Below are 20,985 nucleotides of genomic sequence, written 5' to 3'. Positions count from 1 at the left end.
CGCGCACCCGGCCCGCAAACCGGATCCCGGGGATTTTCCCCCGACACGCCGGTCGGATCGCGGCGGAGAGGGTACCGGCGAGTAATCTGATCATGACTGTTCTGAACAAGTTCAACAAACACTGGGGGGCCGGTGCACCGTCACCGCATCATGATCTCCGCTGCCGTCGTCGCAGCAGCCGTGGGCTTCGTACCGGGCGTGGCGCAGGCGGCGGGCCCGTCCGCCGACCGCACCCCGGCCGCGACGGCCACGCCCGGCCCGGCGCAGGGGGGCGCCGGCAAGGCGGGGGCCGCGAAGTCCGGCACCGCGAACGACCCGTCGAAGGCCGCGGCGGCGAAGGCCGAGATGGAGAAGTCCACCTTCTTCAGCCCCGCAGAGCGCGCGGTCCGCACCACCCCGTCCGGCGCGCCCGCACCGAAGGGCGGGCCGGCGTCGGCCCAGCGCACGGACGGCGCCGCCGCCCCGTCGGGCGACCCGTACCTCGGCGTCACGATGGGCGCCAGCAACACGAGCGCGCGCGGCATCACGCTGACCGCCTACGTCATGAACATCAGCGACACGCCGACCATGGCCGATGTGACCGTCGACTGGGGCGACGGCTTCACCCAGACGGAATACATCGTCAAGGGCGAGTACCCCTTCCTGCACCTCGACCACGTATACGCCGAGGTCGGGGCGCACAAGGTCACCGTCACGGCGAAGGACGTCATCAACAAGCTGACGACGACCAACACCCTGGACGTCGTCGTGGCCGGCTCCGAGTTCACCCCGCACGCGCCGACCCGCCTCCTGGACACCCGCAACGGGACCGGCGCGCCGGGTGCAGGGGCCGTCGCCCCGTACGGCACCACCCGCGTGAAGGTCGCCGGCACCGGCGGCATCCCGGCGGGGGTGTCCGCCGTGGCCCTCAACCTCACCGCCACCAACACCACCGCCGCCGGGCACGTCAGCGCGTACGCCGCCGGCACCGAGCGGCCGGTCACCTCGAACGTCAACTTCACCGCGGGGCAGTCCGTCCCCAACCTGGCGATCGTCCCGGTCAGCGAGGACGGCCACGTCGAGCTGGCCAACCGCAGCGACGGCAGCACGGACCTGGTCGCGGACGTCACGGGCTACTTCACGCGCTCCGCGGCCGGCGGCTACACCTCGCTGACCCCGACCCGCCTCGTCGACACCCGGGCGGGGCTGGGCACCGCCCGGGGCCAGGTCGCCGGACAGCAGACGTTCGGCACGCAGATCGCCGGCCAGGGCGGCGTGCCGGCCGCGGGCGTCACCGCCGTGGCCCTCAACGTCACGGTCACCGGCCCCAAGGACGCCGGCCACCTGACCCTCTTCCCGAGCGGGCAGCAGACGCCGACCACGTCGAACCTGAACTTCACCGCCGGGCAGACGGTCGCCAACTCGGTGATCGTGCCGGTGGGCCCCGACGGAAAGATCAACGTCCGCAACGGCTCCTGGAGTCCGGCCGACGTGATCGTGGACGTCGTCGGCTACTACAGCGCCGACGGCAAGGCCGCCTACCTGCCGCTCACGCCGACGCGCCTGTCGGACTCCCGCGAGTGGAAGTGGCCGCTCGCCGGGCAGGACTACCGCAAGCAGGACCTGCCCGCGGGCAAGTCCGTGCTCGAAGGCGCGGTCCTGAACGCCACGGTCACCAACACCGAGGGCAGCGGCCACCTCACGGTCGCCCCGGACCCGAACAGCTGGGACCAGTACACCAACGGCACCGCCGTCCGGCCGACCCCGCCCAACTCCTCCAACCTCAACTGGACGAAGGGCGCGACCGTCTCGAACCTGGTCCAGACGAGCACCGGCAACCACGCCCTCCTGGACTTCTGGAACCGGGGCTGGGAGCCGACCGACCTGATCATCGACATGTTCGGCGTCTACGACCGCCGCTGACCCCCCGCCAGGAGCGGGCCCGGCCCGCTCCTGGCGCATGATCCGCACGCCGGGGAATCTCCGCGTACGGATCATGCACCACCCGCTACACTGAGCGCGGTGGCCAAGCCCTCACGGGCTGCTGCCGCGCCCACGCCTTCGTAGCTCAGGGGATAGAGCACCGCTCTCCTAAAGCGGGTGTCGCAGGTTCGAATCCTGCCGGGGGCACCGCAGCACGAGCCGCTGACCCGGATTTCCCTCCGGGACTCGGCGCTCGGGCCGCAGATCGCGCACCACGGCCCCGGACTCCCGTCCGGGGCCGTTCGCGCGCCCGCCCGCCTACCGGCCGGCCGCGGTCATGGCCGCCGCGATCAGGTCGGCCGCCTCCACCTCGTCCAGCCGCACCAGGCCGTACTCCGCCGCCTTCTCCCGGGGCCCCGGCAGCGGGCCGGCCGGCTCCCAGCGCAGGCTCTCCCGGCCGAACGCCTCGTCGTGCGTCCCGGTGCGCAGCACACGCCGCCGCAGCACCGGACCCCGCCGCTCGTCTGCGGTGTAGTAGGTGATGCGCCCCGGCGCGTCCACGGCGTCGAGAACGGCACCGTCGACGGAGCGCAGCGCGGGGGTGCCCAGGTGTCCCCGCAGGCTTCCGGGGCGCAACTGCACCCCGGCCAGGTCGACGAACCCCGCGTGGTCCTGGAGGAACTCGCCGCCCCGCTCGTAGAAGAGGATCAGCGGCTCGTAGGGGTCGGGCAGCGCGGGCTGGGCGGGCGGATGCCGCGCACGGTACGCCGCCAGCTTCACCGCACCGGCACAGGTGCGCTTGACCGCGGCGTCGACCGCCGCCCCGGCCAGATACGCGCGGAGCTCCTCGGCGGTGTCCGGGGAAAGCGCGAACCCGGGGTCCACGTGTTCCATGACGTCGAAGAAGGGCCACGCCCCCTCGGCCGCACAGGACCGCGCCCACAGCCCCGCCCGCCGCAGGTACTCGCGCATGAGCAGCCGGCGGGACATGACCCGGGATGACGCGGCCTCCCAGTCCCCCGCCCATTCCACTGCCCGCAGGCGCTCCAGCACCGCGGAAGGGCTCATCGGGAGCTGCTGCGCTGCTCCGAGACGGCTTCGATGAGGGCGGCGGCCTCGATGTCGCTGATCCGGACGTGGCCGGCGCCCTCGGGGTCGGGGCCGGAGAGCTCCAGTTGCCGGGTGGGCTCCCAGCGCAGGTCGGCGGTGAAGACCTCGTCGTACGTACGGTCCTCGTCGGTGCGGCGCCGCAGGATGCCGCCCGGCGCCTGCCGCGGGTGCCCACCGTCGACCTCGGCGTAGTAGGCGATCTCGCCCTCGGCGTCGAGCGCGTCGAGCGTGGTGGGAGCGAGCGTGAGGAACGGCGTCGCGGAGGCGTTGCCCTCCACGTCTCCCAGCCGGATCATCGTGCCGTTGAGGTCGAGGTACTCCTCCAGGTAGTACCCGCCGCCGCGCTCGTACATGAGCAGCAGCGGCTCGTACGGCTCCGGCAGGCCGGCCGGCAGCTCCTGACCGGCGCTCCGTACGGCCGCCCAGCGCACGGCGGCGCGGCAGGTGGTCCGCAGCGAGGCCGGGGCGAGCCCGTCCAGGAGCTCCTCCAGCTCGGCCGCCACCTCGGGCGGGGTGCCCGGGGCCTGCGCGCCGAGGTGCTCCGCGACGTCGAAGAACGGCCACGCCTCCTCGGCGCCGCACACCCTGGCCCACAGCGCGGAACGGCGCAGGTACTCGCGCATGAGCAGGGCACGCGAGGGGGCGTGCTCCCAGGCCGCCGCCTCGTCCTCCCAGTCGATGGCGCGCAGCCGTTCCAGCACGGTGCGTGACGTCGTCTCGGTCACTTCAGGTCCAGCCCCTTAGCTCGCAGCTCTCGGAAAACATCCTTGACGAAATCGTCGATGTTGGACAAGTCGTGGGCGAGGACGGTCTTCGGGTGCTTCAGACCGAGCTTCTGCCAGGCATAACCGAAGCCGCCCCGGACGGGATTCGGCGACAGGTCGTGCGCGCCGGCGGCGCTCAGGCTCTTCGGCGAGTACCGGCCGCCGCCCTGGTAGGTGCCGTCCGGCTCCTTGCGCCACAGGCCCGCCTCGTCGCGTAGGTAGGGCAGTCCGGACTTCATCAGCTTGCTCTCCACGTACTCATGGGTCATGAGGTTGCGGAACTCCTTGAGCTGGGCCTCGGTGAGGGTGCCCTTGCGGGCGCCGTCCCACAGGTCGGCGATGTCGTCGCGCGGCGTGAACCGTCCGCGCCGCCAATCGCCCGGCCCGATGACGACGTCGTGCTGCGACCTGATCATGTGGGACTTCACGTCCCTGATCACGGACTCGGAGAGGCCGGTGTTCCTGGCCATCACCGGAACGTCGATGTGGTTCGGGGTGGACCGCAGCGAGTCGTAGATCGCCGCACCGTACTCCGACGGCTTCTCCACCCAACCGGCGCCGCTCCAGCCGCCGTCGGGGCCGTGCGTGTACGGGCCGCCGGCCGCGTCGTCGCCCGCCCGGGCCGCGTCGTCCGCGCCGTCGCCGAGGTCGTCCGCGCCACCCGCGCCCGGGCTCTCCGAGTGGCCCCCGCCCGTGGACGGTCCGTCCGGGTGGCCCGCGCCGCCCGGGGTTCCGGGGTGGCCGTCTCCGGTGGACGGGCCGTCGGTACGGGGGCCCGGGACGTCCGCGGGCCCACCGGTGGACGGGGTGTCCGCGTGGCCCCCCGGGGACGGGGCGTCCGGGCGGGGTCCGGGGGCGGTGGGGCCGTCCACGCTGTTGCGGGGCATGTTGTCCGGGGCGTGGCCGCCGGGGGTGGTGTCCGGGCGGGGGCCCCCGGGGGTGTGGTCGCCGGGGACGTGGACCGGCTCGGACGTGTCGGAGCCGAGGCGGATGCCGTCGTCGCCGCGGCCGCCCACGCCCGTCAGGACGCGGTCGGGCGCCTTGACCGGAGCCGGGGTGTCCGCCTTCGGTACGTCGGCCTTCGGCGTGCCCGGGTCCGCGCCCGGTTTGCCGACCGGGGCGTCGTCCGCGCGCTGGATGGCGTTGCCGGCGGCGTCGTACAGGTTGCCCTTGGGGTCCATGAACTGCGGCGGGCCGTCCACGGGCAGCTTCACCGTGCCCTCGGGGAGGGTGACGGTGCCTTCGGGCAGCTTGACGGTGCCGTCGGCCAGCTTGATCGCGCCTTCGGGGACGGAGCTGCCCGAGGGGAGGTGGATGGATCCGTCGGGCAGCATCTTCGCGCCGTCGGGCAGGGCCACCGCGCCGTCGATGTTGATGCTCGGCGTCTCGATCTTGCCCATGCCCCGCAGACCGGCCATCACATCACCGATCTTCGAGAACCCGGCACCCGCGCCCTTGAAGACGTACGTCATCGGGTCGACCACCCGACCCGCCTTGCCCGCGAAGGACAGGGCCTTGGCGACCGCACCCGCCTTGCCCGCCCCCGACACCGCCCCACCACTACCGCCCGTGAACACCGTCGTCAACACGTTGAAGGTGACCGCACCGGCGGCACGGGACGGGTTCGAACCCCACTGGTCCCACGCCAGCAGCGCCTTGCCCGTCTCCTTCATCGCCGTACGCGAATCCCGCAGCCAGGACGGCAGCTTGTCCGACGGAGCCGCCAGGAACAACGGCCCCACACCAGGTATCGAGGAGATCGCCAGACCCGTCCCGAGCTTCGCCAGACCCGTCCACGACTGCTTGAACGTGTCCCACCCCTGCAGGCCCACCAACCCGCCCAGACCCTTGATCGTCCCCCACACACCGTCGACGACGAAGCCCTTGCCGAAGTCCCAGGCGTGCTCCCACACCTGCCACGCCGGCACCGACTCCTCCACCGCATCACCCCACGGCAGGGACTTCGCCTGCTTCAGCGCCTCCCCGTCGTAGCCGTACATGTCCGCGGCGTTGGAGCCGTCGTTCACCTTCAGCGGCTTTCCGCCCACCAGCGCGACGATCTTCGCGTACGCGGTCCGCTCCACCGCCTGGAACTGCGCCCACACCTCGGCGATCTCGTTGCGGCGATCGAGGTTCTCGTCGATCAGGTCGCCGTCCTCGCGCCACTTCTCGTCGTCCGCCACCTTCGAACGAAACGTTTCCGCCTCGCGCTTCAGGTCCTCCAGCTTCTTCTTCAGCGGAGCGACGTCACGCGCGTACGCACCCAACGCACCCGCGATCGTGCACATGTCACCACTCAGCTTCAGACCCAGGTCCGAGACCGGCTTCGTCGTCGCGAACAGCTGATCCGCCTCCGGCGCCCGGTAGAACGCCTGAAGACCGCCGAAGCTGGAGTGGACGTCCCCCGCCTTCGTCGACACCGCGGCCCCGCCCGACGAGATCGCCTTGATCTGCGCGTCCAGCTCCACCAGATCCCCGGTGAAGACCGGCACCTCCGCCGGATCGACCGGCGCGTTGTCGCTCATCGCCGGCCCCCCTGCCGCCGCTCGGCCCCCGACCACCCCGTCATCAGCGTCCCACTCCCCCGTCGAACCCGATTTCCCTGCTCCAGCAGCCCGTTCAACCGATGTCGGCGACCGCTGTCCCCACACTCCGCACTCGAACGGTTCAGACCGTCAGTTCACTCGAAAGTATGTCTACTTCTATCAACCGACGTCGCAGATGCAACACCCAACACGCAAGCCGCAACCGGCACATGACGAGCGGACGGGCACTCCCCGGACACACGAAAGCCCTCCCGGTCGGGGCCGGGAGGGCTGGTCGCGACGGATCGCGACGGGTCAGCTCAGGCCTTTGCTGCGTTCGCCGATGCGGTCGCCCTGCGGAGTGCCGGCCCGCTTGAGGCTGGCCTTCGTGTGCAGACCGCCCTTCACCTTGCTGGGCACCGGCCCGTCGAACCCGTGCCCCATGGACCGCGGCGCCCGGCCCGGCTCCGTCGTCTCGAGAATCCGCTTCTGGCGCTCGTTGCTCATCCCGGCGTCAACTCCCTCGGGAAGCATCCAATCGGTCTATTTACAGATTATGGGGATCGTACGCACATATGCCACGGGTCGCACCCGGGCGGACCGCCCTACCAGGCGGTAGCGCCGGCTCGGCCCCGGTCAGCGGCCCGCGGGGGCCGGCCCCTGCGCCGTCCCGAGCACCATCTGCAGCAGTTCCTCCGGGCAGGGCGTGCCCCGGGGCAGCTGGTACTTCGCCGCCACCCGGTACTCCCCCGGCGCCGGGGCCAGCAGCTCGGTCCACACGTCCCCGAACCCGTCCGGATCCGCCTTGAACAGGCAGCCGGCGGTGTTCGCGTACTCCTTCGGCAGCGCTCCCGCGCCACCGCTCCCGCCGACACCCCGGGCCCGCGACGCGAACGTCTCCTGCGGCGGCGGCACGGCCTCGCCCGCGGAATCCACCAGCCCGAGCCACGGCGAGTGCGGGATCCGCACCAGGACCCGCCCGGGGGCCTTCACGTCGACGACCAGCTGGTCGGCACCGGCCCGGACCACCGTGGCCGGCCCCGCCACCAGGTCCGTCGGCCGGTCGACCTTGAACAGCTGCCAGTTCGGGTCGCCCCACACCAACTGCAGGTACGGCAGCCCCTCGCGCAGCAGCTTCGCCTCCGCCTCGCCGCCCGAGTCGGGTTTGTCGGCGGGCAGCACCACGTAGTGCACGGCCCAGCGCTCCAGCCAGGCCCGGTAGCTCTCGGCGGTGAGGGTGTCGTCGTAGAAGAGCGGGTTCCGCTCCAGGTCGGCCTGCCGGTTCCAGCCGCGCGCCAGGTTCACGTACGCCGGGAAGGCCGAGGACTCGCGGTGGCTGCTGGCCGGGACCACCTCGACCCGGCCGCGGTCGGCGCCGGCCTTGCGGAGCTGGTCGACCAGCGGGGCGAGCTCCCGGTTCCAGGCGGCCACCGGGGTGGTGCGGACGATGTCGGTGATGCTGTTCGAGGTGATCCACAGGGTGACCCCGGTGAACGCGGCCGCCACCGCGTACCAGTGCCGCGAGCGCCGCGCCGAGTACGGCAGCGCCGCCAGCAGCACGGCCCCGCCGAACAGCATGACCATCCGCGTGACGTTCGACCCGACCTGCGAGTCGATCACCCAGGTCAGGAACACGCCGAGGAGGTAGACCGCCGAGGCGAGCCGGACCGTCTTCCACCGCTTCGGTACGAGGAGCAGGATCGCCAGCGCGCTGAGGAACGGCGGCACGGCCGAGCCGAGCTTCATCGGCTGCGTTCCGGAGAACGGGAACAGCCACGCCGACAGCCCGACGACCGCCACCGGGGCCAGCCCCAGGGCGTACGCCCCCGGCCGCCGCCGGCTCAGGAACAGCGCGGCCGCGACCACCCCGAGGAACAGTCCCGCGACGGGGCTGGCGGCGGTCGCGAGCCCGGCCAGCGGGGCCGCCACCGCGGCCTTGGCCCAGCGGCGCCGGGCCCAGCTGCGGGGCCAGCAGAACACCGCGGCCACGGCGCCCAGCGCGAACATCGCACCGAGCCCGAAGGTGACCCGGCCGGAGAGGGCGTTGCAGAACAGCCCGTACACCCCGGCCAGGGCCGGCCACAGCGGCTGGCGCACGGCCCCGCGGCAGCGGGTCAGGATCAGCGCGAGCAGCCCGGCCGAGACCGTGCCGGCGATCATCATCGTGGTCCGGACACCGAGCATGTACATCACGTACGGCGAGACCACGCTGTACGAGACGGGGTGCATGCCCCCGTACCAGGCCAGGTTGTACGCCGAGTCCGGATGGCGGCCCACGAACTCGGCCCACGCGTCCTGGGCCGCGAGGTCGCCGCCGCTGTTGGCGAAGACGTAGAACCACACGACGTGCAGGACGGCGGCGGCGACCGTGGCGACGGCCACCGGATGCCGCCGGGCCCACTCCAGCGGCCCGCCGGGGGCAACGGAAGCGACGGCAGGGGCGGGAGCAGCGGCAGGGGCCGCAGGGGCTTCAGCAGGGCCGCCGACGGCCTCCGATCCGCTGCGGCCGCCCTGCTGTTCAGCGGTGGTCACTGCTCTGCCATTCGTTCGTTCCGTCCCGTCGCGGTGCCGGTTCCGGGTCCTAGACGCGCACCGGCGCCCCGGGGTTGCCCGGGGCGCCGGTCACAGATCACCGGTGTCGGCGGTGATCAGCCGATACGGGTCAGTTTGCTGCCGGTGCTCGGCGCGGCCAGGTCGCTCTTCAGCGCCACCGGCACCTTCACCTGGCTGGCCCCCTCGCCGACGGTCAGCATGCCGACCTCGGTGCCCGCCGTGGCGGTCTGCGGGAGCTTGCCGTCACCGCCGCTCAGCTTGAGCTTGACGGTGAGCGACGGCCAGCCGACCGCCTGCACGTCCGCGGTGGCCACGACCGGGGTCCGGCCGCCGAGCCCGTCGTCCACGTACCCGACGACGTCGCCCTTCTTCACCACGGTGGCATTGGTCAGCGACTTCTGCGTGGTCACCATGAGGTTCTTGCTGTGGTTGATCGCGGTGCCGAGGATCGGCGTGCCGTACTGGGCGAGGACCGCGCCGACGATCAGCTGGTTGGTGTTGCCGACCTTCTTCTCCGCGGCGAAGAGCAGGTTGCCGCCCGCCTTGGTGGTGGAGCCGGTCTTGATGCCGAGCGCGCCGTTGCCCGGTGCGATGAGGTCGTTCCAGTTGCGCCACCACTTGCCGTACTGGTCCGTGAAGCCGTTCAGCCGGGTGATGGCGATGAGCTCCGGCATCTCGACGACCTTCAGGCCGAGCTTGACCTGGTCCTCGGCGGTGCTGACCGTGGTCGCCTCCAGACCCGAGGGGTCCGTGTACGTCGTCTTGGTCATGCCGAGTTCCTTGGCGGCGTCGTTCATCTTCCTGACGAACGCCTCCTGGTCGCCGCTGTCCCAGCGGGCGAGCAGCCGCGCGACGTTGTTCGCCGACGGGAGCATGAGCCCGGCGAGGGCGTCGTACTGGGGGATCTTGTCGCCCTCCTTCAGGTTGTTGATCGTCGACTCGTTCTCGACGTCCTTCTTGCCTTCCTCCACCGCGGTCTTGTCGATGTCGATCATCTGACCCTTTTCACCCTTCTTCATCGGGTGGTTCTTCAGGATCACGTAGGCCGTCATCGTCTTGGCGACACTGCCGATGGGAACGGGCTTCTGCTCGCCGAAGCTGCCGACGGTGCCGAGGCCCGACGCCGCCATGAACGCCTGGCCCTCCTTGGGCCAGGGCATGGCGGGGGCGGCACCGTCGAAGGTGAACGTCTCCTTCGCGGTCATCTTGAGCTGCGGCTCGGGCAGCGGGCGCACCAGCTGCACGACGGCCAGGACGACCAGGAGCAGGGCGGCGATCGGCGTGTAGATCTTCAGCCGCCGGACGAACGTCCGCAGCGGGCTCGGCGGCGGGGGCGGGTTGTTCGTGAGCTCCGCGAGCAGGTCGAGCGGCGGCCGCGGCGGCAGCGGCTGCTGCGTGGTCCGCTCGGTCCGCTCGGGAACCGCGGTCGGGGCGCCGGCCGCGGCCGACCCCGGCGTCGAGGCCGGGGTCCGGGGCGGGGTGGCGGTCCGGGCCTGAGCCGGCTCGGCGGGCGCGGCAGCGGCCCCGGCGGGCTTCGGCGTCGCCGACCCGGAACCGGAGGCACCCCGCGCGGGCGCGTCGTCCGTGCGCAGCGGCACGAACGTGCTGGGCTTCCCCCCGGCGGCGGCCTTCGGCGGTACGGGCCGGGAGGCGCCGGGCGCACCGGCGGCGGGGCCGGCGGCGGGGCCGGCGGCCGGCGGCTTGACGGCACGGAAGACGGTGGTGCGCTCACCGTCGGAGTCCTCCGTCGACGGCTTGGCGGGAGCGGCCGGGCCCGAAGCCCCGGCGGGCTTGGGCGCGCGGAACACGGCGGTGCGTTCGCCGTCGGAGTCACCCGCGGCGGCGGACGGCTCGGCCGGCCCACCCTCGCCGGGCTTGGCGGAGCCGGAACCCGAACCCGGCCGCACGGCACGGAAGACGGTGGTGCGCTCATCGCCGTCCGACGACGCACCCGCCCCGTCCTTCTCGCCCTTCTCGCCCTTCTCGTCCTTCTCGTCCGCCGCCGGCTTGCCGGAAGCGGCGGCACCGGTCTTGGCCCACGACGGAGCGCGGTCCGCGGACCCGTCAGCCGACGGCCGGTCACCCTGCCGGGCAGGCTCCTTGCCGGCAGCCGGCTTCACGGCACGGATGACGGCGGTGCGCTCGACGGTGAGCTCGCTGTCGAACTTCTCCTCGACCGGCTCGGCGGACGCCTCGTCGGCACCGACCGGCTCCGAATCGGAACCCGAACCGGAACGCGATCCCGAATCCCGTTCGGCGTCTACGTCAACGTCGGAGTCGGCATCTGCTTCGTCATCCGCAGCCGCGGCCGCAGCCTTGGCCGAGTCCTGGCCCCTACCCGCGGGCTTGGCCTCCCCGGCGTCCCCGCCGGACTTGCCGGCATCCTCGACGCCGGAAGACGCGTCGTCACCCTGCACGTCGCCGTCAGCGTCGGCGGTGGCGTCGTCGGCAGCGGCACCCCTGCCCGCGCCCTCACCCTCGCCCCCGCCCCGCACAGGAGCAGAAGCGGAGGAGGAGGAAGCAGAAGCGGAACCCGGAACCGAGTCCACCTTGGGCGCGCGGAACACCGCCGTGCGCTCACTGTCGGCGGCCGTACCCGCACCGGAGTCCGTGTCCGCACCGGAGTCCGCATCCACATCCGTCTCCGCATCCGCGTCGGACTCCACCCGTCCGGAGGACCCGGACTCCGCCGCCTCACGAGCGGTGGAACCGTCGCCCACAGCGTCGGCGTCTCCCTTGCCGGATTCGGGTCCCCGCGGACGGAACACCGACAGCCTCGGGTCACGTTCCGCGGAGGACCTCGCCACCCCCGGCGTTCCTTCATCAACCGACTTGTCGGGGGACTCGCCCGCCACCAGTTCCTCCTCGATCGCGCCGCGTCCGGCTGTCCGAATGTCTAACAGTGTCCCGCGTCGGGAGCATCGCTCACGTGCTAGACGAGAACGACATAGCGCTGGTTCCCCCACAAAGCGACCAGGCGCTCTCGACAGATGAATGTGAGAGGCGTCACCCTGTCACTCATCCACGCGGGGAGGCATGGATGGGCAGGAGCCGCAGAACAATTCCGGAGGAGCTTCTGCTGCTCGCCTTGGACCCGGCCACGGGTACCACGGCGCAGCCGCAGTCGCTCGACCTCGGCCTGGCCGGGGCACAGCTAGTGGAGCTGGCTCTGGCAGGACGGATAGCCCCTGACGGGGATCGTATCGCCGTGGTGATGCCACGGCCGACAGGAGATCCGACTCTGGACTCCGCACTGGAACTGCTGCGCAGGCGCGGCAGCCCGGTTCGGGCCGTCCACTGGATCGGCGGACCCCGGCTGGGGCTCCGCCAGGTGTACCTCGCTCACCTGGAGCGCTGCGGCATGGTCCATGCCGTCGCGGGCCAGATGTGCGGTGTGCTGCCGACGACTCGCTACCAGGCGACGGACACGGCCATCAGCCGGGAGATCCGCGCCCGGCTCGACAGCGCGATCCGCACCGGCGTTCCGCCGGACCCGCGGACCGCGGCGCTCGCCGCCCTGGCCCATGCGGTCGGACTCGGCAAGCACCTGTACCCCGGCAACGAGGGCCGGTCGTCGAGGTCCCGGCTGCGGGACCTGATCCGGCACGACCCGATGGGCGGTCTCGTGGCGCACGCCGTCATGGACGTCCAGAACGGCGTGGCCGCACAGCCGCGCCGGGACCGCGCCTCGGCGCCGCCCGCCGCCCGGGCCACGGCGAACGGCGTTCCGATGCAGGCACGCCGCGCGGGAACGATGGCCCGCGCCGCCGCACACTGACAGCAGTCCCACGCACGAACGACGGCAGCCCACGCACAAAAGATCCGCAGATCGACCACAGGTCCCACAGCTCCACCGCATCGCCGTCCGCAACGCGGGGTGGCGGGGCCGGTTCCGCCGGCCCCGCCACCCCGCGCACCTGTATTTTCCTGGCCGTTTACCGGCGCCGCCCCGCCTTTCGGTGGCAGTCTGCTCACCAGTAGACACGCAGAGAGACGCAATCAGAGAAGGCGGAGGTGCCGTTCACGTGGCGTCCAATGTCAATCCCACCGTCCGACGCCGCCGACTGGGCATGGAGTTGCGCAAGCTCCGCGAGGACAAGGGCATGACGGCCGAGCAGGTCGCCGAGCGCCTGCTCGTCTCCCAGTCGAAGATCAGCCGGCTGGAGAACGGCCGCCGGTCCATCAGTCAGCGCGATGTCCGTGACTTGTGCGACGTGTACGAGGTCGAGGACCGCAGACTCGTCGAATCCCTCATGCAGATGGCCAAGGACTCCCGCCAGCAGGGCTGGTGGCACGCCTTCGGTGACATCCCGTACAGCGTCTACATCGGCCTGGAGACCGACGCCTCCAGCCTGCGCACGTACGAGCCCCAGATGGTGCCCGGCCTGCTGCAGACCCCGGAGTACGCGCACGCCCTCATCCGGGGTGCCGCGCCCGAAACCGGCCCGGCGGACGTGGAGAAGCGCGTCCAGGTACGGATGCACCGGCAGAAACGGTTGTCGGAAACGGACAACAACAACCCCGAGGTGGGACCGCTGCGACTGTGGGCGGTCATCGACGAGGCGGCGCTGCGCCGGCACGTCGGCGACGCCCAGTTGATGATCGACCAGCTCGAGTACCTGATAGAGCAGTCGGAGCAGCCGTACATCACGGTGCAGGTGATGCCGTTCTCGATGGGCGCCCACCCGGGCATGAACGGCCAGTACGCGATCCTCGAATTCCCGGACGCCACCGACTCGACGGTCGTCTACATCGAGGGCGTCACGAGCGATTTGTACCTGGAGAAGGCCAATGACGTTCAGAAGTACAGCGTGATGTACGAGCACCTGCGTGCGCAGGCCCTCAATGTGGACCAGACGCGGCAGTTCATCTCGGACATCATCGCCGATTATGCGGGCAAGGCGAAGTAAAAGGGGAGCAAACCGGGCAGGTGGCGAGGGGGGCGGTTACGGTACACCGTCGCTCCCCAGCCACAGAAGTCCTGAATGGAATATGCCACCCGGTCGGGTGAATCACCTCATCGCCCGTCGGAAGGTGCCGGTAGCGTCGATCACGTCGGCCCGGGGAGGAACCGGACGGCCGACAACCACCCCCACCCACCGGCACTTCCTGCTGCATCGGAGAGAAACATGGCTATTCGTCAGGGCGCCACGGACAACTGGACCAAGTCGTCCTACTCCGGCGGAAACGGCGCTTGCGTCGAGGTCAAGTCCCCCGTCATGGAGACCATCGCGGTCCGCGACTCCAAGGTGCAGGACGGCCCTTCCCTCGCCTTCACCCCCGACTCCTGGGCCTCGTTCGTCACGGGCGTCACCGAAGGCCCGCTCGCCTGACTGCTGACTGCAGACCGCCACAACACCCCATATCGCCCGCACACCCGTACTCCCGTGTGCGGGGCCGCCTGAAGCCCTCTCGACTGGCCCGCCGTCCCGGCCGAGGGGGCTCGGTCGCGTCCGGGGGCGGGGACGCGGCTACCTCAACTGGTCGACGTACCGATCGGTCCCCGGCACCGTCGGGACGAACGGCGCCACCAACTCCACCCGCCCCATCCCGGCCTCCGCGACCTCGGCATCGAGCCCCCGGAACGCCTCCCAGCACACACGCGGATCGGCCTCCAGGAACCACAGCAGCGTCAGCCGGCTGTCGACCCCCTCGACCTGCTTCACGTACGTCATCCGGTCGACGGGCAGCGGCGTCGGCCGGAACACCGTCACCATCGCCGCCGGCGAACCCGCCAGCCGCCCCGGCAGGGCCCGCGACCGCAGCCACTCCAGCAACACCGCACGACCGTCCGGCCCGTCGGCGTCGACGACCTCCAGGACCAGCCCGGCATACGGGTGGTCGAGGGCGTGGAAGTCCCGCGGACCGGCGGCGCCGTCGCGGTAGACGGTCGCCTCGTGGTCCTGGAACGCCGTGAAGACGTGCGTCCGGTCCCGGTAGACCCGCCCGTCCCGGTTCAACCGCTTGTTGATCCCGACGGTCCACTTCATGTGCTCGTCGTAGCGCCCCTCGGTCACCCAGTACGTCGACAGGTAACACCCGGCGGTCACGGGCTGCGCCACGGCCGACTTCTCCGGGTAGCGCAGCTCCTGGAGGTCCCGCGTGGCCACCCAGCGGCGCCCGGCGTACATCCAGGGCATGGCCATGGCACCCGCATAGTAATGATCGTCCTCGTACCAGCGGTTGTACGCGTACTCGTGGCCCGGGTGCGGCTCGACCATGGTGATCAGCGCATGACCGGGCCGCACCCCGTACGGCCCCACGCCGGCGAGCGCGGCGTACGCCTCGGCTCCCGACTGCTGCTCTGCGTTCGACATGCCCTGGGAATACCTGACAACCCGTCAATTGGCGAGCCCTGCGCACGCCCGACCCACCACCGACCCCGGAAAATCAGAAAGCCGGACACCGCCCCCGTCAGGGGGCCGCCCCGTCGCGTTCGGCGTGGAGGACCTCGCGGGCCTGCTCGGCGGCGCGGAGGATGCTCTCACCGATGAAGTCGAGGAAGCGCGCGATGTTCTCCAGCCGGGCGGCGGCAGCGGAGTCACGGCCGAGGACGGCGACACCCTGGCGCGCGGTCTGCACGAGCTGCTCGTTGGCCCGGGCGGCGGCGAGCGTCGACTGGTAGAAGAGTTCGTCGTCGACGATGTAGCGGTCACGGCGGCGTTCGTCGCGCTCCCGGCGGACGAGGCTCTGGCTCTCCAGGAAGGCAATCGCCTTGGAGATGGACGCCGGACTGACCTGGAGCCGCTGGGCCAGCTCGGACGCGGTGACGCTGCCGGCATCCGTGGTGAACAGACAGGTCAGCACCCGGGCCGTCATCTTGGGCAGGCCCTGTCCCATGAGGACGGTGGTGAACGTCTCCTCGTACTCGGCCACCGCCTCGGCGTCCCGCCCGTGCTGCTGCGGGGTCGCCCCCACCCCCCGGGAGGCGGCGGGCTTGCGCCGATGGGCACGCCGCTCCGTAGCGCGCTGGGCGAGGTCGGCACGATAAGCGGTGGGCCCCCCGTTGCGCATCACCTCACGCGTGACCGTCGAGGTCGGACGTTCGATGCGGCGGGCGATCTCGGCGTAGGGGAGGCTGTCGGCCAGCCCCAGCGCGATCTGCTGGCGTTCCTGCTGAGTGAGCCTGCCTCCCGGCATCGCAATCTCCTCGCTGATCCTTACGTGGTGCGCCCACTATAGCGTTCACCCTCCATCCATTGCAACGAACCACTCGCTGACGTTGCATTACACCTCCATCAGTTGCAACGATTAATGCCACTTGGCCTGCACAAACGCCACTCCGCCGCAACGAACATGTTGCCGCCTCCAGAAAAGCAACGTAGCTTTTCCGTCATCAGAAACAACGACCGAGCACCGGAGCCCCTGATGCAGAAGTTCGACACCCCCGCCACGATCTCCGCCGTCCTGGAGATCCCCGCGGGACGCGTCCAGTTCATCGCCGCCAACCGCACCGACACCACCGTCGAGGTCCTGCCCGCCGACCCCTCCAAGAGCCGCGACGTCCAGGCCGCCGAGCAGACCACCGTCACCTACACCGACGGCGTCCTGCGCATCCACGCCCCCGAGCCCAAGAACCGGCTCACCGGTTCCGGCTCCCTGGAGGTCACCGTCCAGCTGCCCGCCGGCTCGCACGTCGAGGCCAAGGCCGCCGCCTCCGAACTCCGCTCGGTCGGCCGCCTGGGCGACGTCACCTTCGAGGGCGCGTACCGCCAGATCAAGATCGACGAAGCGGCGAGCATCCGCCTCACCGCGACCGACGGCGACGTCGAGGTCGGCCGCCTCAACGGCCCGGCGGAGATCGGCACCCAGCGGGGCGACATCCGGATCACCGAGGCCGTACGCGGCACGGTCGCACTCCAGACCCAGTCCGGCAGCATCTCCATCGCCGCCGCCCCCGGCACCTCGGCCACCCTGGACGCCGGCACCGGCTACGGCCGCATCGACAACAGCCTCAGGAACGACGGCAGCGCCGAACTCGCCATCCGCGCCACCACCACCCACGGCGACATCACCGCCCGCAGCCTCTGACCAGCCGCCGCCCACAAGCTGCCGCCCCTCACCCGGGGGACGCCGAAGAGAAGGCCAACGGACCGACGCCGGCACCCCACGTCGGTCCCCACGCCCCTCCACAGCGCAAATGCGCCACCGCTCGCCATCACCCGACGCCAAGTGATCGTCGGCCGCCAACTGACCCTCACCCACGCCGGTCTGAGGCGCTGCTCGGCCCACGACGGCGGACGGCCGCCGAGACGCGAGGAGCGCGTAGCGATCTGGGGCGCTGGCGGGGGTCGGGCTGGGGGCGGGCTGGGGGTGGTGGTCCTGAGGCCGGGGGCGTGGCAGGTCAGGGCCTTGCCCGATGCTTCTCTGGCGGGGCCGTCGTTGAAGGGTCCCCCATGCCGTTCCTCCGGGGGCTTCCCGGCAGTCTTTCGGCATTCCGGTTCGGGTCGCCCTGTCAGGGGTGGCCGCAGGCCATCGCGCAGCGGCGCGACGACGAAGGAGGAGCGCCCTTGACGGGGCGGCCCGAACCGGGAGGACGATGGGACTGACGGGAAGCCCCCGGCCACTCCTCCGACCCCGACCGAGGAGATCCCGCTCCACCCGCCCGACCGAAGCCGGGCCCGCCCGACCGAAGCCCGGCCCGCCCGACCGAAGCTCCTCCTGCTTCAGTCTCCCGAGCGGCCGTCGGCGTAGCGGGGCAGGTCGTTGGTGGAGATGGTCCACTCGGCGATGGTCACGTCCTCGCCGTAGACGAAGTCCTTGCGGGTGGCGTACCGGGGGCCGTCCGGGGTCGAGTGGATATCGGACATCACGGCGCCGGTGCCGTGGCGCGGATCGAAGATCACGTAGATGGGGACGCCCATGAGCGGGTAGTCCCGCATCTTGCCGACCCAGTCGTTGTCAGGGTTGGAACGGGAGACGATCTCGACGGCGGCGATGAGTGTGCGCGGGTCGAAGGAGCCCTCGCCTTCCATGTCGGCAAACGCGATCACCATGACATCGGGGTGCCGCATGACGCCTTCGGGCTCGTCCTCGACGTCCGGCTCGCCGGTGTACGCCCAGATCCCCTCGGGCATCACCCTCTCCAGGCGGCGGCTGACGAGCCCGGCGGTGACTTCGTGCGGGCGCCCCGGCGACGTCGTGTCGTGGACGATCCCTTCTTTGGTGATCTCGAACTTGCCGGGAATGGTGTCGTCCAGCGACTGCAGGAGCCCACGCATCGTCGTATAAGGGGTTGAGCCCTGCCTCGAACCGTCCGGTGCGATGGTCATCGTGCTGGCTCCTCGTCTGCGCCCCGGGGCCCGAGTCATCACCAACATGCTAGGCAGGCAGCATCCTTCTCCTCGCGCTTGCACGGATTGCACAGGCCCGGCTCCGCGGCGCGGAAGGAAATGCTGTCGCAGCGCACGCACACCTGGAGGGGGTGGGGGCGGGGGCGGTCCCCGGGAAGGTTGGGGGGTGAGGGCGGGCCTGAAGGCGAAGCCGGGGCGGGGGTGGGGGCCGGCAGTAGCTCGCGGAGGCGGTACGCGACCAGGCCGGCGGGGTGGCGGAGGTCCGGCGGGAGGTCGTCCGAGAGGGCGAAGGTGATCGCGAACGGGAGGACCCCGCGCTCCAGCCAGAGGGATACGGCCGGGGTCAGCCGGACCACGTCCCGCTCGGACAGCATCAGGCGCGCATCGACGGCGCGGAGGGTGGAGAGGATGTGGCGGGCGGCGGGGGTGAGGTCGGACGGAACGAGCTCGGCCGGAGCCAGCCCCGACGGAACGAGCTCGGCCGGAGCCAGCCCCGACGGAACGAGCTCGGCCGGAGCCAGCCCCGACGGAACGAGCTCGGCCGGAGCCAGCCCCGACGGGGAGGCCACCGCGGCGGCGTCCGGATCGGGCTCGGGATCCGGCGGGTTCGCGGGGTCCCGCTCGGCCCGCGGCGGTGAGGTGTCCGGGGGCGTCCCGTCAGCCCATTGTCCTCCCGGTGCGGGCCGGTCCCTCAAGGGCGCTCCCTCCGGTCGCGTCGCTGCGCGAGGGCCTTCGGCCCCCCTTGACCGACCGTCCCGCCCCGGAATGCCAAAGAGCTGCCGGGAAGCCCCCGAAGGATGGCCAGGGGGGACATGTTCAGGGACGGGCCCGTCAGAGAAGCAGGGGGCGGGAGGGGCTGCGGTGGTCCCCTGTGCCGGTGGCGGCTTCCCTTCCCCCTTTGGCTTCGGGCCCGGCTCCAGGTCGGTGGTCGCGTCCCCTGCGTCTTCCGGTGCGGCGCGACGCTGTCGTGGTTCGCCGTCGCCGTCCTCTGCTGGTGCCGGGCTCGGGTTCGTGTCCGGTTGCGGTGCTGTGTCTGGTTTCGCGGTCGTGCCTGGTGCTGGGGTCGTCCCTGGCGACGGCTGCGGCCGTCGCTCCGTCTTCGCCGCCTTGGGTGTCGTCGATGTGTGGCGCGGGGTCGTCTGCGGGCGGTTGTACGAGATCGTGCGCGTCACGATCTGCCCCGACGGCAGGCGCTCCCGTACGCGGGCGAGGTAGCCGTGTTCCTCCAGCTCGCGCAGGGCCTTCGCGATGCGGTACTCGCCCTCCTCCAGCTGCCAGGCGAGGGCCTTGATGTTGATCGGCGCACCTTGGGGAAGGGACTGGATGTAGAGGGCCAGTCCGCGTGCGGCCAGCGACAGTTCACGGTGCTGGGCGAGGTGGTTGCCGACCACGACGAAGTGAGTGTCGTGGGGGACGTTGACGTGCATGACACCGGATCGGGGGGTCCCGGCCGGAATGCGCGACTGCGCGCGCCTGCCCGCGCTAGGGTGCTGCAAAGCCATCGGGAAGATCGCTTCTCTTCCTTGTGGTCAGGCCCTCGTCGGGATTGCCGTCCCGGCGGGGGCTGACATGCGTGTGGGGTTGTCGTCGCGGCGAGCATATGCCCGCAACCGGTGCGTATTTCCAGCTGAGTTGGCACAGTTCACCCGTGTGAGCGACGGGCGCCCGCGGTGGTGACGTGGTGGGTTGGTTGGTTGGTTGGTTGGTTGGTTGTTTTCCCCGTTTCTTGAGAAGGGGTAGGCGTCCCCACGCACCGCGGCGCGTGTCACCCGCGTCGCGGTCACCGCGACGCGGTACGCCGAGCAAATCCGTTGCGGCGACGCAGAATCGACTGGCAGGGTGCGGGCCGGGATGACGATCTACTTCTACGGCGCCGACGAGGTGCCCTACGGCTGCTTCTCCAACTTCTCCGCGCACGGTCTGGAGCTCGACGGCCACTGGTGGCCGACCGTCGAGCATTACTTCCAAGCGCAGAAGTTCCTCGGCACGCGCCATGCACACGTGATCCGCCAGGCCTCCACTCCGCTGCGGGCGGCGGAACGGGGTCGTGACCGGTCCAAGCCGCTGCGCCGGGACTGGGAGCGGGTGAAGGACGACGTGATGTTCCGCGCCGTGGACGCCAAGTTCCGTACGCACGAGGACATCCGCGAGATCCTCCTGTCGACCGGGGACGAGGAGATCATCGAGGACACTACTTCCGACCACTACTGGGGTCGCGGTAGGACCGGCACGGGCAAGAACATGCTCGGTCGCATCCTGATGCGCACCCGCACCCGGCTCCGCGCGTAGGACCTGTCCACGGCACCGACCGGACGGGGGCGAATCTTCGAGCCATCGCCTCAGGGAACGTGACGGCTTTCGCAGAGCCGGAAGACTTCGACCTGGGTCTCGCACGCCGCAACCGGATGTACCGGCTAAGCCCGGCGGGCTGGCTCGCCGTCACCGGCTGCCGGTATCGAGCTCCGCCCAGACCGTCTTCCACGGCGCGGGGCCGAGGTCGACTCCCCACCGATCCGCCAGCTCCGCGACGACCTGTAGCCCCTTCCCACCCGCCTGCGGGTCGGGCAGCCGGTCGGCCCGGGTGTCGGTCAGTTCGATACGGAGCGTGCCGACCCCGTCGACGGACAGGGTCAGCCGAAAGTCGCGGCCGGGCACGCGGCCGTGGGTGACGGCGTTGGCGATCAGCTCGGCGATCACCGGCTCCGCCTTGTCGAACCGGACGCCCCAGGAACGGAGTTGCTCGACGGCGAGCAGCTGGCCGAGGCGGGCCCCGCGGGGGGTGGCGGACAGCTGGAAGACGCAGGAAGGAAGTTGTGGAATCACGTCACCCAGCGTGGC

The 20,985-nt window shown here is 71.2% G+C and carries 17 protein-coding genes and 1 tRNA gene; 7 read left to right on the top strand and 11 right to left on the bottom strand.

What is annotated here, in order from left to right; genetic code table 11:
- The first annotated feature begins 150 nt into the window (after positions 1–150).
- Entirely contained in the window at positions 151–1,902 is a 1,752-nt protein-coding gene (locus ACSHWO_RS19965) for a hypothetical protein (RefSeq protein ID WP_438313505.1), read from the top strand.
- 134 nt (positions 1,903–2,036) lie between these two features.
- Positions 2,037–2,109: transfer RNA gene (locus ACSHWO_RS19960), tRNA-Arg, on the top strand.
- A 111-nt stretch (positions 2,110–2,220) separates the two neighbouring features.
- On the opposite strand, the gene ACSHWO_RS19955 is transcribed toward ACSHWO_RS19960, so the two are convergent.
- The 6 genes from ACSHWO_RS19955 to ACSHWO_RS19930 all read right to left on the bottom strand — a co-directional run bounded on the left by ACSHWO_RS19955 (position 2,221) and on the right by ACSHWO_RS19930 (position 11,574).
- Positions 2,221–2,970 (bottom strand): hypothetical protein, encoded by a 750-nt coding sequence (locus ACSHWO_RS19955; protein ID WP_438313503.1) that lies wholly within the window; start codon positions 2,968–2,970, stop codon positions 2,221–2,223.
- A complete protein-coding gene (locus ACSHWO_RS19950) occupies positions 2,967–3,737 on the bottom strand; it encodes a hypothetical protein (protein WP_438313501.1) in 771 nt (256 codons plus the stop codon). Before ACSHWO_RS19950 ends, ACSHWO_RS19955 begins: the two co-directional genes overlap by 4 nt.
- Positions 3,734–6,301 (bottom strand): hypothetical protein, encoded by a 2,568-nt coding sequence (locus tag ACSHWO_RS19945; protein ID WP_438313499.1) that lies wholly within the window; start codon positions 6,299–6,301, stop codon positions 3,734–3,736. The genes ACSHWO_RS19950 and ACSHWO_RS19945 overlap by 4 nt, the downstream gene beginning before the upstream one ends.
- 315 nt (positions 6,302–6,616) lie before the next feature.
- A complete protein-coding gene (locus ACSHWO_RS19940; RefSeq protein ID WP_361095486.1) occupies positions 6,617–6,808 on the bottom strand; it encodes a hypothetical protein in 192 nt (63 codons plus the stop codon).
- A gap of 129 nt (positions 6,809–6,937) precedes the next feature.
- The gene (locus ACSHWO_RS19935) at positions 6,938–8,833 is read right to left on the bottom strand and encodes an MFS transporter (RefSeq protein ID WP_438313497.1); all 1,896 of its coding nucleotides are present in this window, start codon (positions 8,831–8,833) and stop codon (positions 6,938–6,940) included.
- A gap of 116 nt (positions 8,834–8,949) precedes the next feature.
- Positions 8,950–11,574, bottom strand: coding sequence for a hypothetical protein (locus ACSHWO_RS19930; protein WP_438313495.1), 2,625 nt, complete (start codon positions 11,572–11,574; stop codon positions 8,950–8,952).
- Between the two features lie 320 nt (positions 11,575–11,894).
- Here ACSHWO_RS19930 and ACSHWO_RS19925 point away from each other — a divergent pair, with 320 nt between their 5' ends.
- From ACSHWO_RS19925 to ACSHWO_RS19915, 3 genes are all read left to right on the top strand, one after another.
- Positions 11,895–12,632, top strand: coding sequence for a GOLPH3/VPS74 family protein (locus ACSHWO_RS19925; protein WP_438313493.1), 738 nt, complete (start codon positions 11,895–11,897; stop codon positions 12,630–12,632).
- 247 nt (positions 12,633–12,879) lie between these two features.
- The gene (locus tag ACSHWO_RS19920; protein WP_361095495.1) at positions 12,880–13,764 is read left to right on the top strand and encodes a helix-turn-helix domain-containing protein; all 885 of its coding nucleotides are present in this window, start codon (positions 12,880–12,882) and stop codon (positions 13,762–13,764) included.
- 219 nt (positions 13,765–13,983) lie between these two features.
- Positions 13,984–14,187: a DUF397 domain-containing protein gene (locus ACSHWO_RS19915; RefSeq protein ID WP_385806073.1), complete on the top strand. Its 204-nt coding sequence runs from the start codon at positions 13,984–13,986 to the stop codon at positions 14,185–14,187.
- A gap of 138 nt (positions 14,188–14,325) precedes the next feature.
- Here ACSHWO_RS19915 and ACSHWO_RS19910 read toward each other — a convergent pair whose 3' ends face one another.
- A complete protein-coding gene (locus ACSHWO_RS19910) occupies positions 14,326–15,171 on the bottom strand; it encodes a hypothetical protein (protein WP_438313491.1) in 846 nt (281 codons plus the stop codon).
- Between the two features lie 97 nt (positions 15,172–15,268).
- Positions 15,269–15,994, bottom strand: a complete 726-nt coding sequence (locus ACSHWO_RS19905; RefSeq protein WP_438313489.1) for a helix-turn-helix domain-containing protein — start codon at positions 15,992–15,994, stop codon at positions 15,269–15,271.
- A 228-nt stretch (positions 15,995–16,222) separates the two neighbouring features.
- Between ACSHWO_RS19905 and ACSHWO_RS19900 the strand changes: the two genes are divergently transcribed.
- Positions 16,223–16,885, top strand: coding sequence for a DUF4097 family beta strand repeat-containing protein (locus ACSHWO_RS19900; RefSeq protein WP_438313487.1), 663 nt, complete (start codon positions 16,223–16,225; stop codon positions 16,883–16,885).
- A gap of 635 nt (positions 16,886–17,520) precedes the next feature.
- Here the strand turns inward: ACSHWO_RS19900 and ACSHWO_RS19895 are convergent.
- Positions 17,521–18,126, bottom strand: coding sequence for a Uma2 family endonuclease (locus ACSHWO_RS19895; RefSeq protein WP_438313485.1), 606 nt, complete (start codon positions 18,124–18,126; stop codon positions 17,521–17,523).
- A gap of 38 nt (positions 18,127–18,164) precedes the next feature.
- Positions 18,165–18,842: a hypothetical protein gene (locus tag ACSHWO_RS19890; RefSeq protein ID WP_438313483.1), complete on the bottom strand. Its 678-nt coding sequence runs from the start codon at positions 18,840–18,842 to the stop codon at positions 18,165–18,167.
- A gap of 1,156 nt (positions 18,843–19,998) precedes the next feature.
- Between ACSHWO_RS19890 and ACSHWO_RS19885 the strand changes: the two genes are divergently transcribed.
- A complete protein-coding gene (locus tag ACSHWO_RS19885) occupies positions 19,999–20,436 on the top strand; it encodes an NADAR family protein (protein ID WP_404243861.1) in 438 nt (145 codons plus the stop codon).
- A gap of 150 nt (positions 20,437–20,586) precedes the next feature.
- On the opposite strand, the gene ACSHWO_RS19880 is transcribed toward ACSHWO_RS19885, so the two are convergent.
- Positions 20,587–20,979 (bottom strand): ATP-binding protein, encoded by a 393-nt coding sequence (locus ACSHWO_RS19880; protein ID WP_438319173.1) that lies wholly within the window; start codon positions 20,977–20,979, stop codon positions 20,587–20,589.
- Between the last annotated feature and the right edge of the window lie 6 nt (positions 20,980–20,985).

Source organism: Streptomyces pallidus (ex Mingjun et al. 2026), from assembly GCF_051550185.1.
Classification (GTDB): domain Bacteria; phylum Actinomycetota; class Actinomycetes; order Streptomycetales; family Streptomycetaceae; genus Streptomyces.
The sequence above is the reverse complement of the archived record's forward strand: the minus strand, read 5'-3'. Positions and strand labels throughout refer to the sequence as shown.

Coding starts and splice junctions, on each gene's coding strand:
- ACSHWO_RS19955 (WP_438313503.1), bottom strand. CDS start 2,970: ATGAGCCCTTCCGCGGTGCTGGAGCGCCTGCGGGCAGTGGAATGGGCG.
- ACSHWO_RS19915 (WP_385806073.1), top strand. CDS start 13,984: ATGGCTATTCGTCAGGGCGCCACGGACAACTGGACCAAGTCGTCCTAC.
- ACSHWO_RS19945 (WP_438313499.1), bottom strand. CDS start 6,301: ATGAGCGACAACGCGCCGGTCGATCCGGCGGAGGTGCCGGTCTTCACC.
- ACSHWO_RS19965 (WP_438313505.1), top strand. CDS start 151: ATGATCTCCGCTGCCGTCGTCGCAGCAGCCGTGGGCTTCGTACCGGGC.
- ACSHWO_RS19910 (WP_438313491.1), bottom strand. CDS start 15,171: ATGTCGAACGCAGAGCAGCAGTCGGGAGCCGAGGCGTACGCCGCGCTC.
- ACSHWO_RS19895 (WP_438313485.1), bottom strand. CDS start 18,126: ATGACCATCGCACCGGACGGTTCGAGGCAGGGCTCAACCCCTTATACG.
- ACSHWO_RS19940 (WP_361095486.1), bottom strand. CDS start 6,808: ATGAGCAACGAGCGCCAGAAGCGGATTCTCGAGACGACGGAGCCGGGC.
- ACSHWO_RS19885 (WP_404243861.1), top strand. CDS start 19,999: ATGACGATCTACTTCTACGGCGCCGACGAGGTGCCCTACGGCTGCTTC.
- ACSHWO_RS19905 (WP_438313489.1), bottom strand. CDS start 15,994: ATGCCGGGAGGCAGGCTCACTCAGCAGGAACGCCAGCAGATCGCGCTG.
- ACSHWO_RS19900 (WP_438313487.1), top strand. CDS start 16,223: ATGCAGAAGTTCGACACCCCCGCCACGATCTCCGCCGTCCTGGAGATC.
- ACSHWO_RS19925 (WP_438313493.1), top strand. CDS start 11,895: ATGGGCAGGAGCCGCAGAACAATTCCGGAGGAGCTTCTGCTGCTCGCC.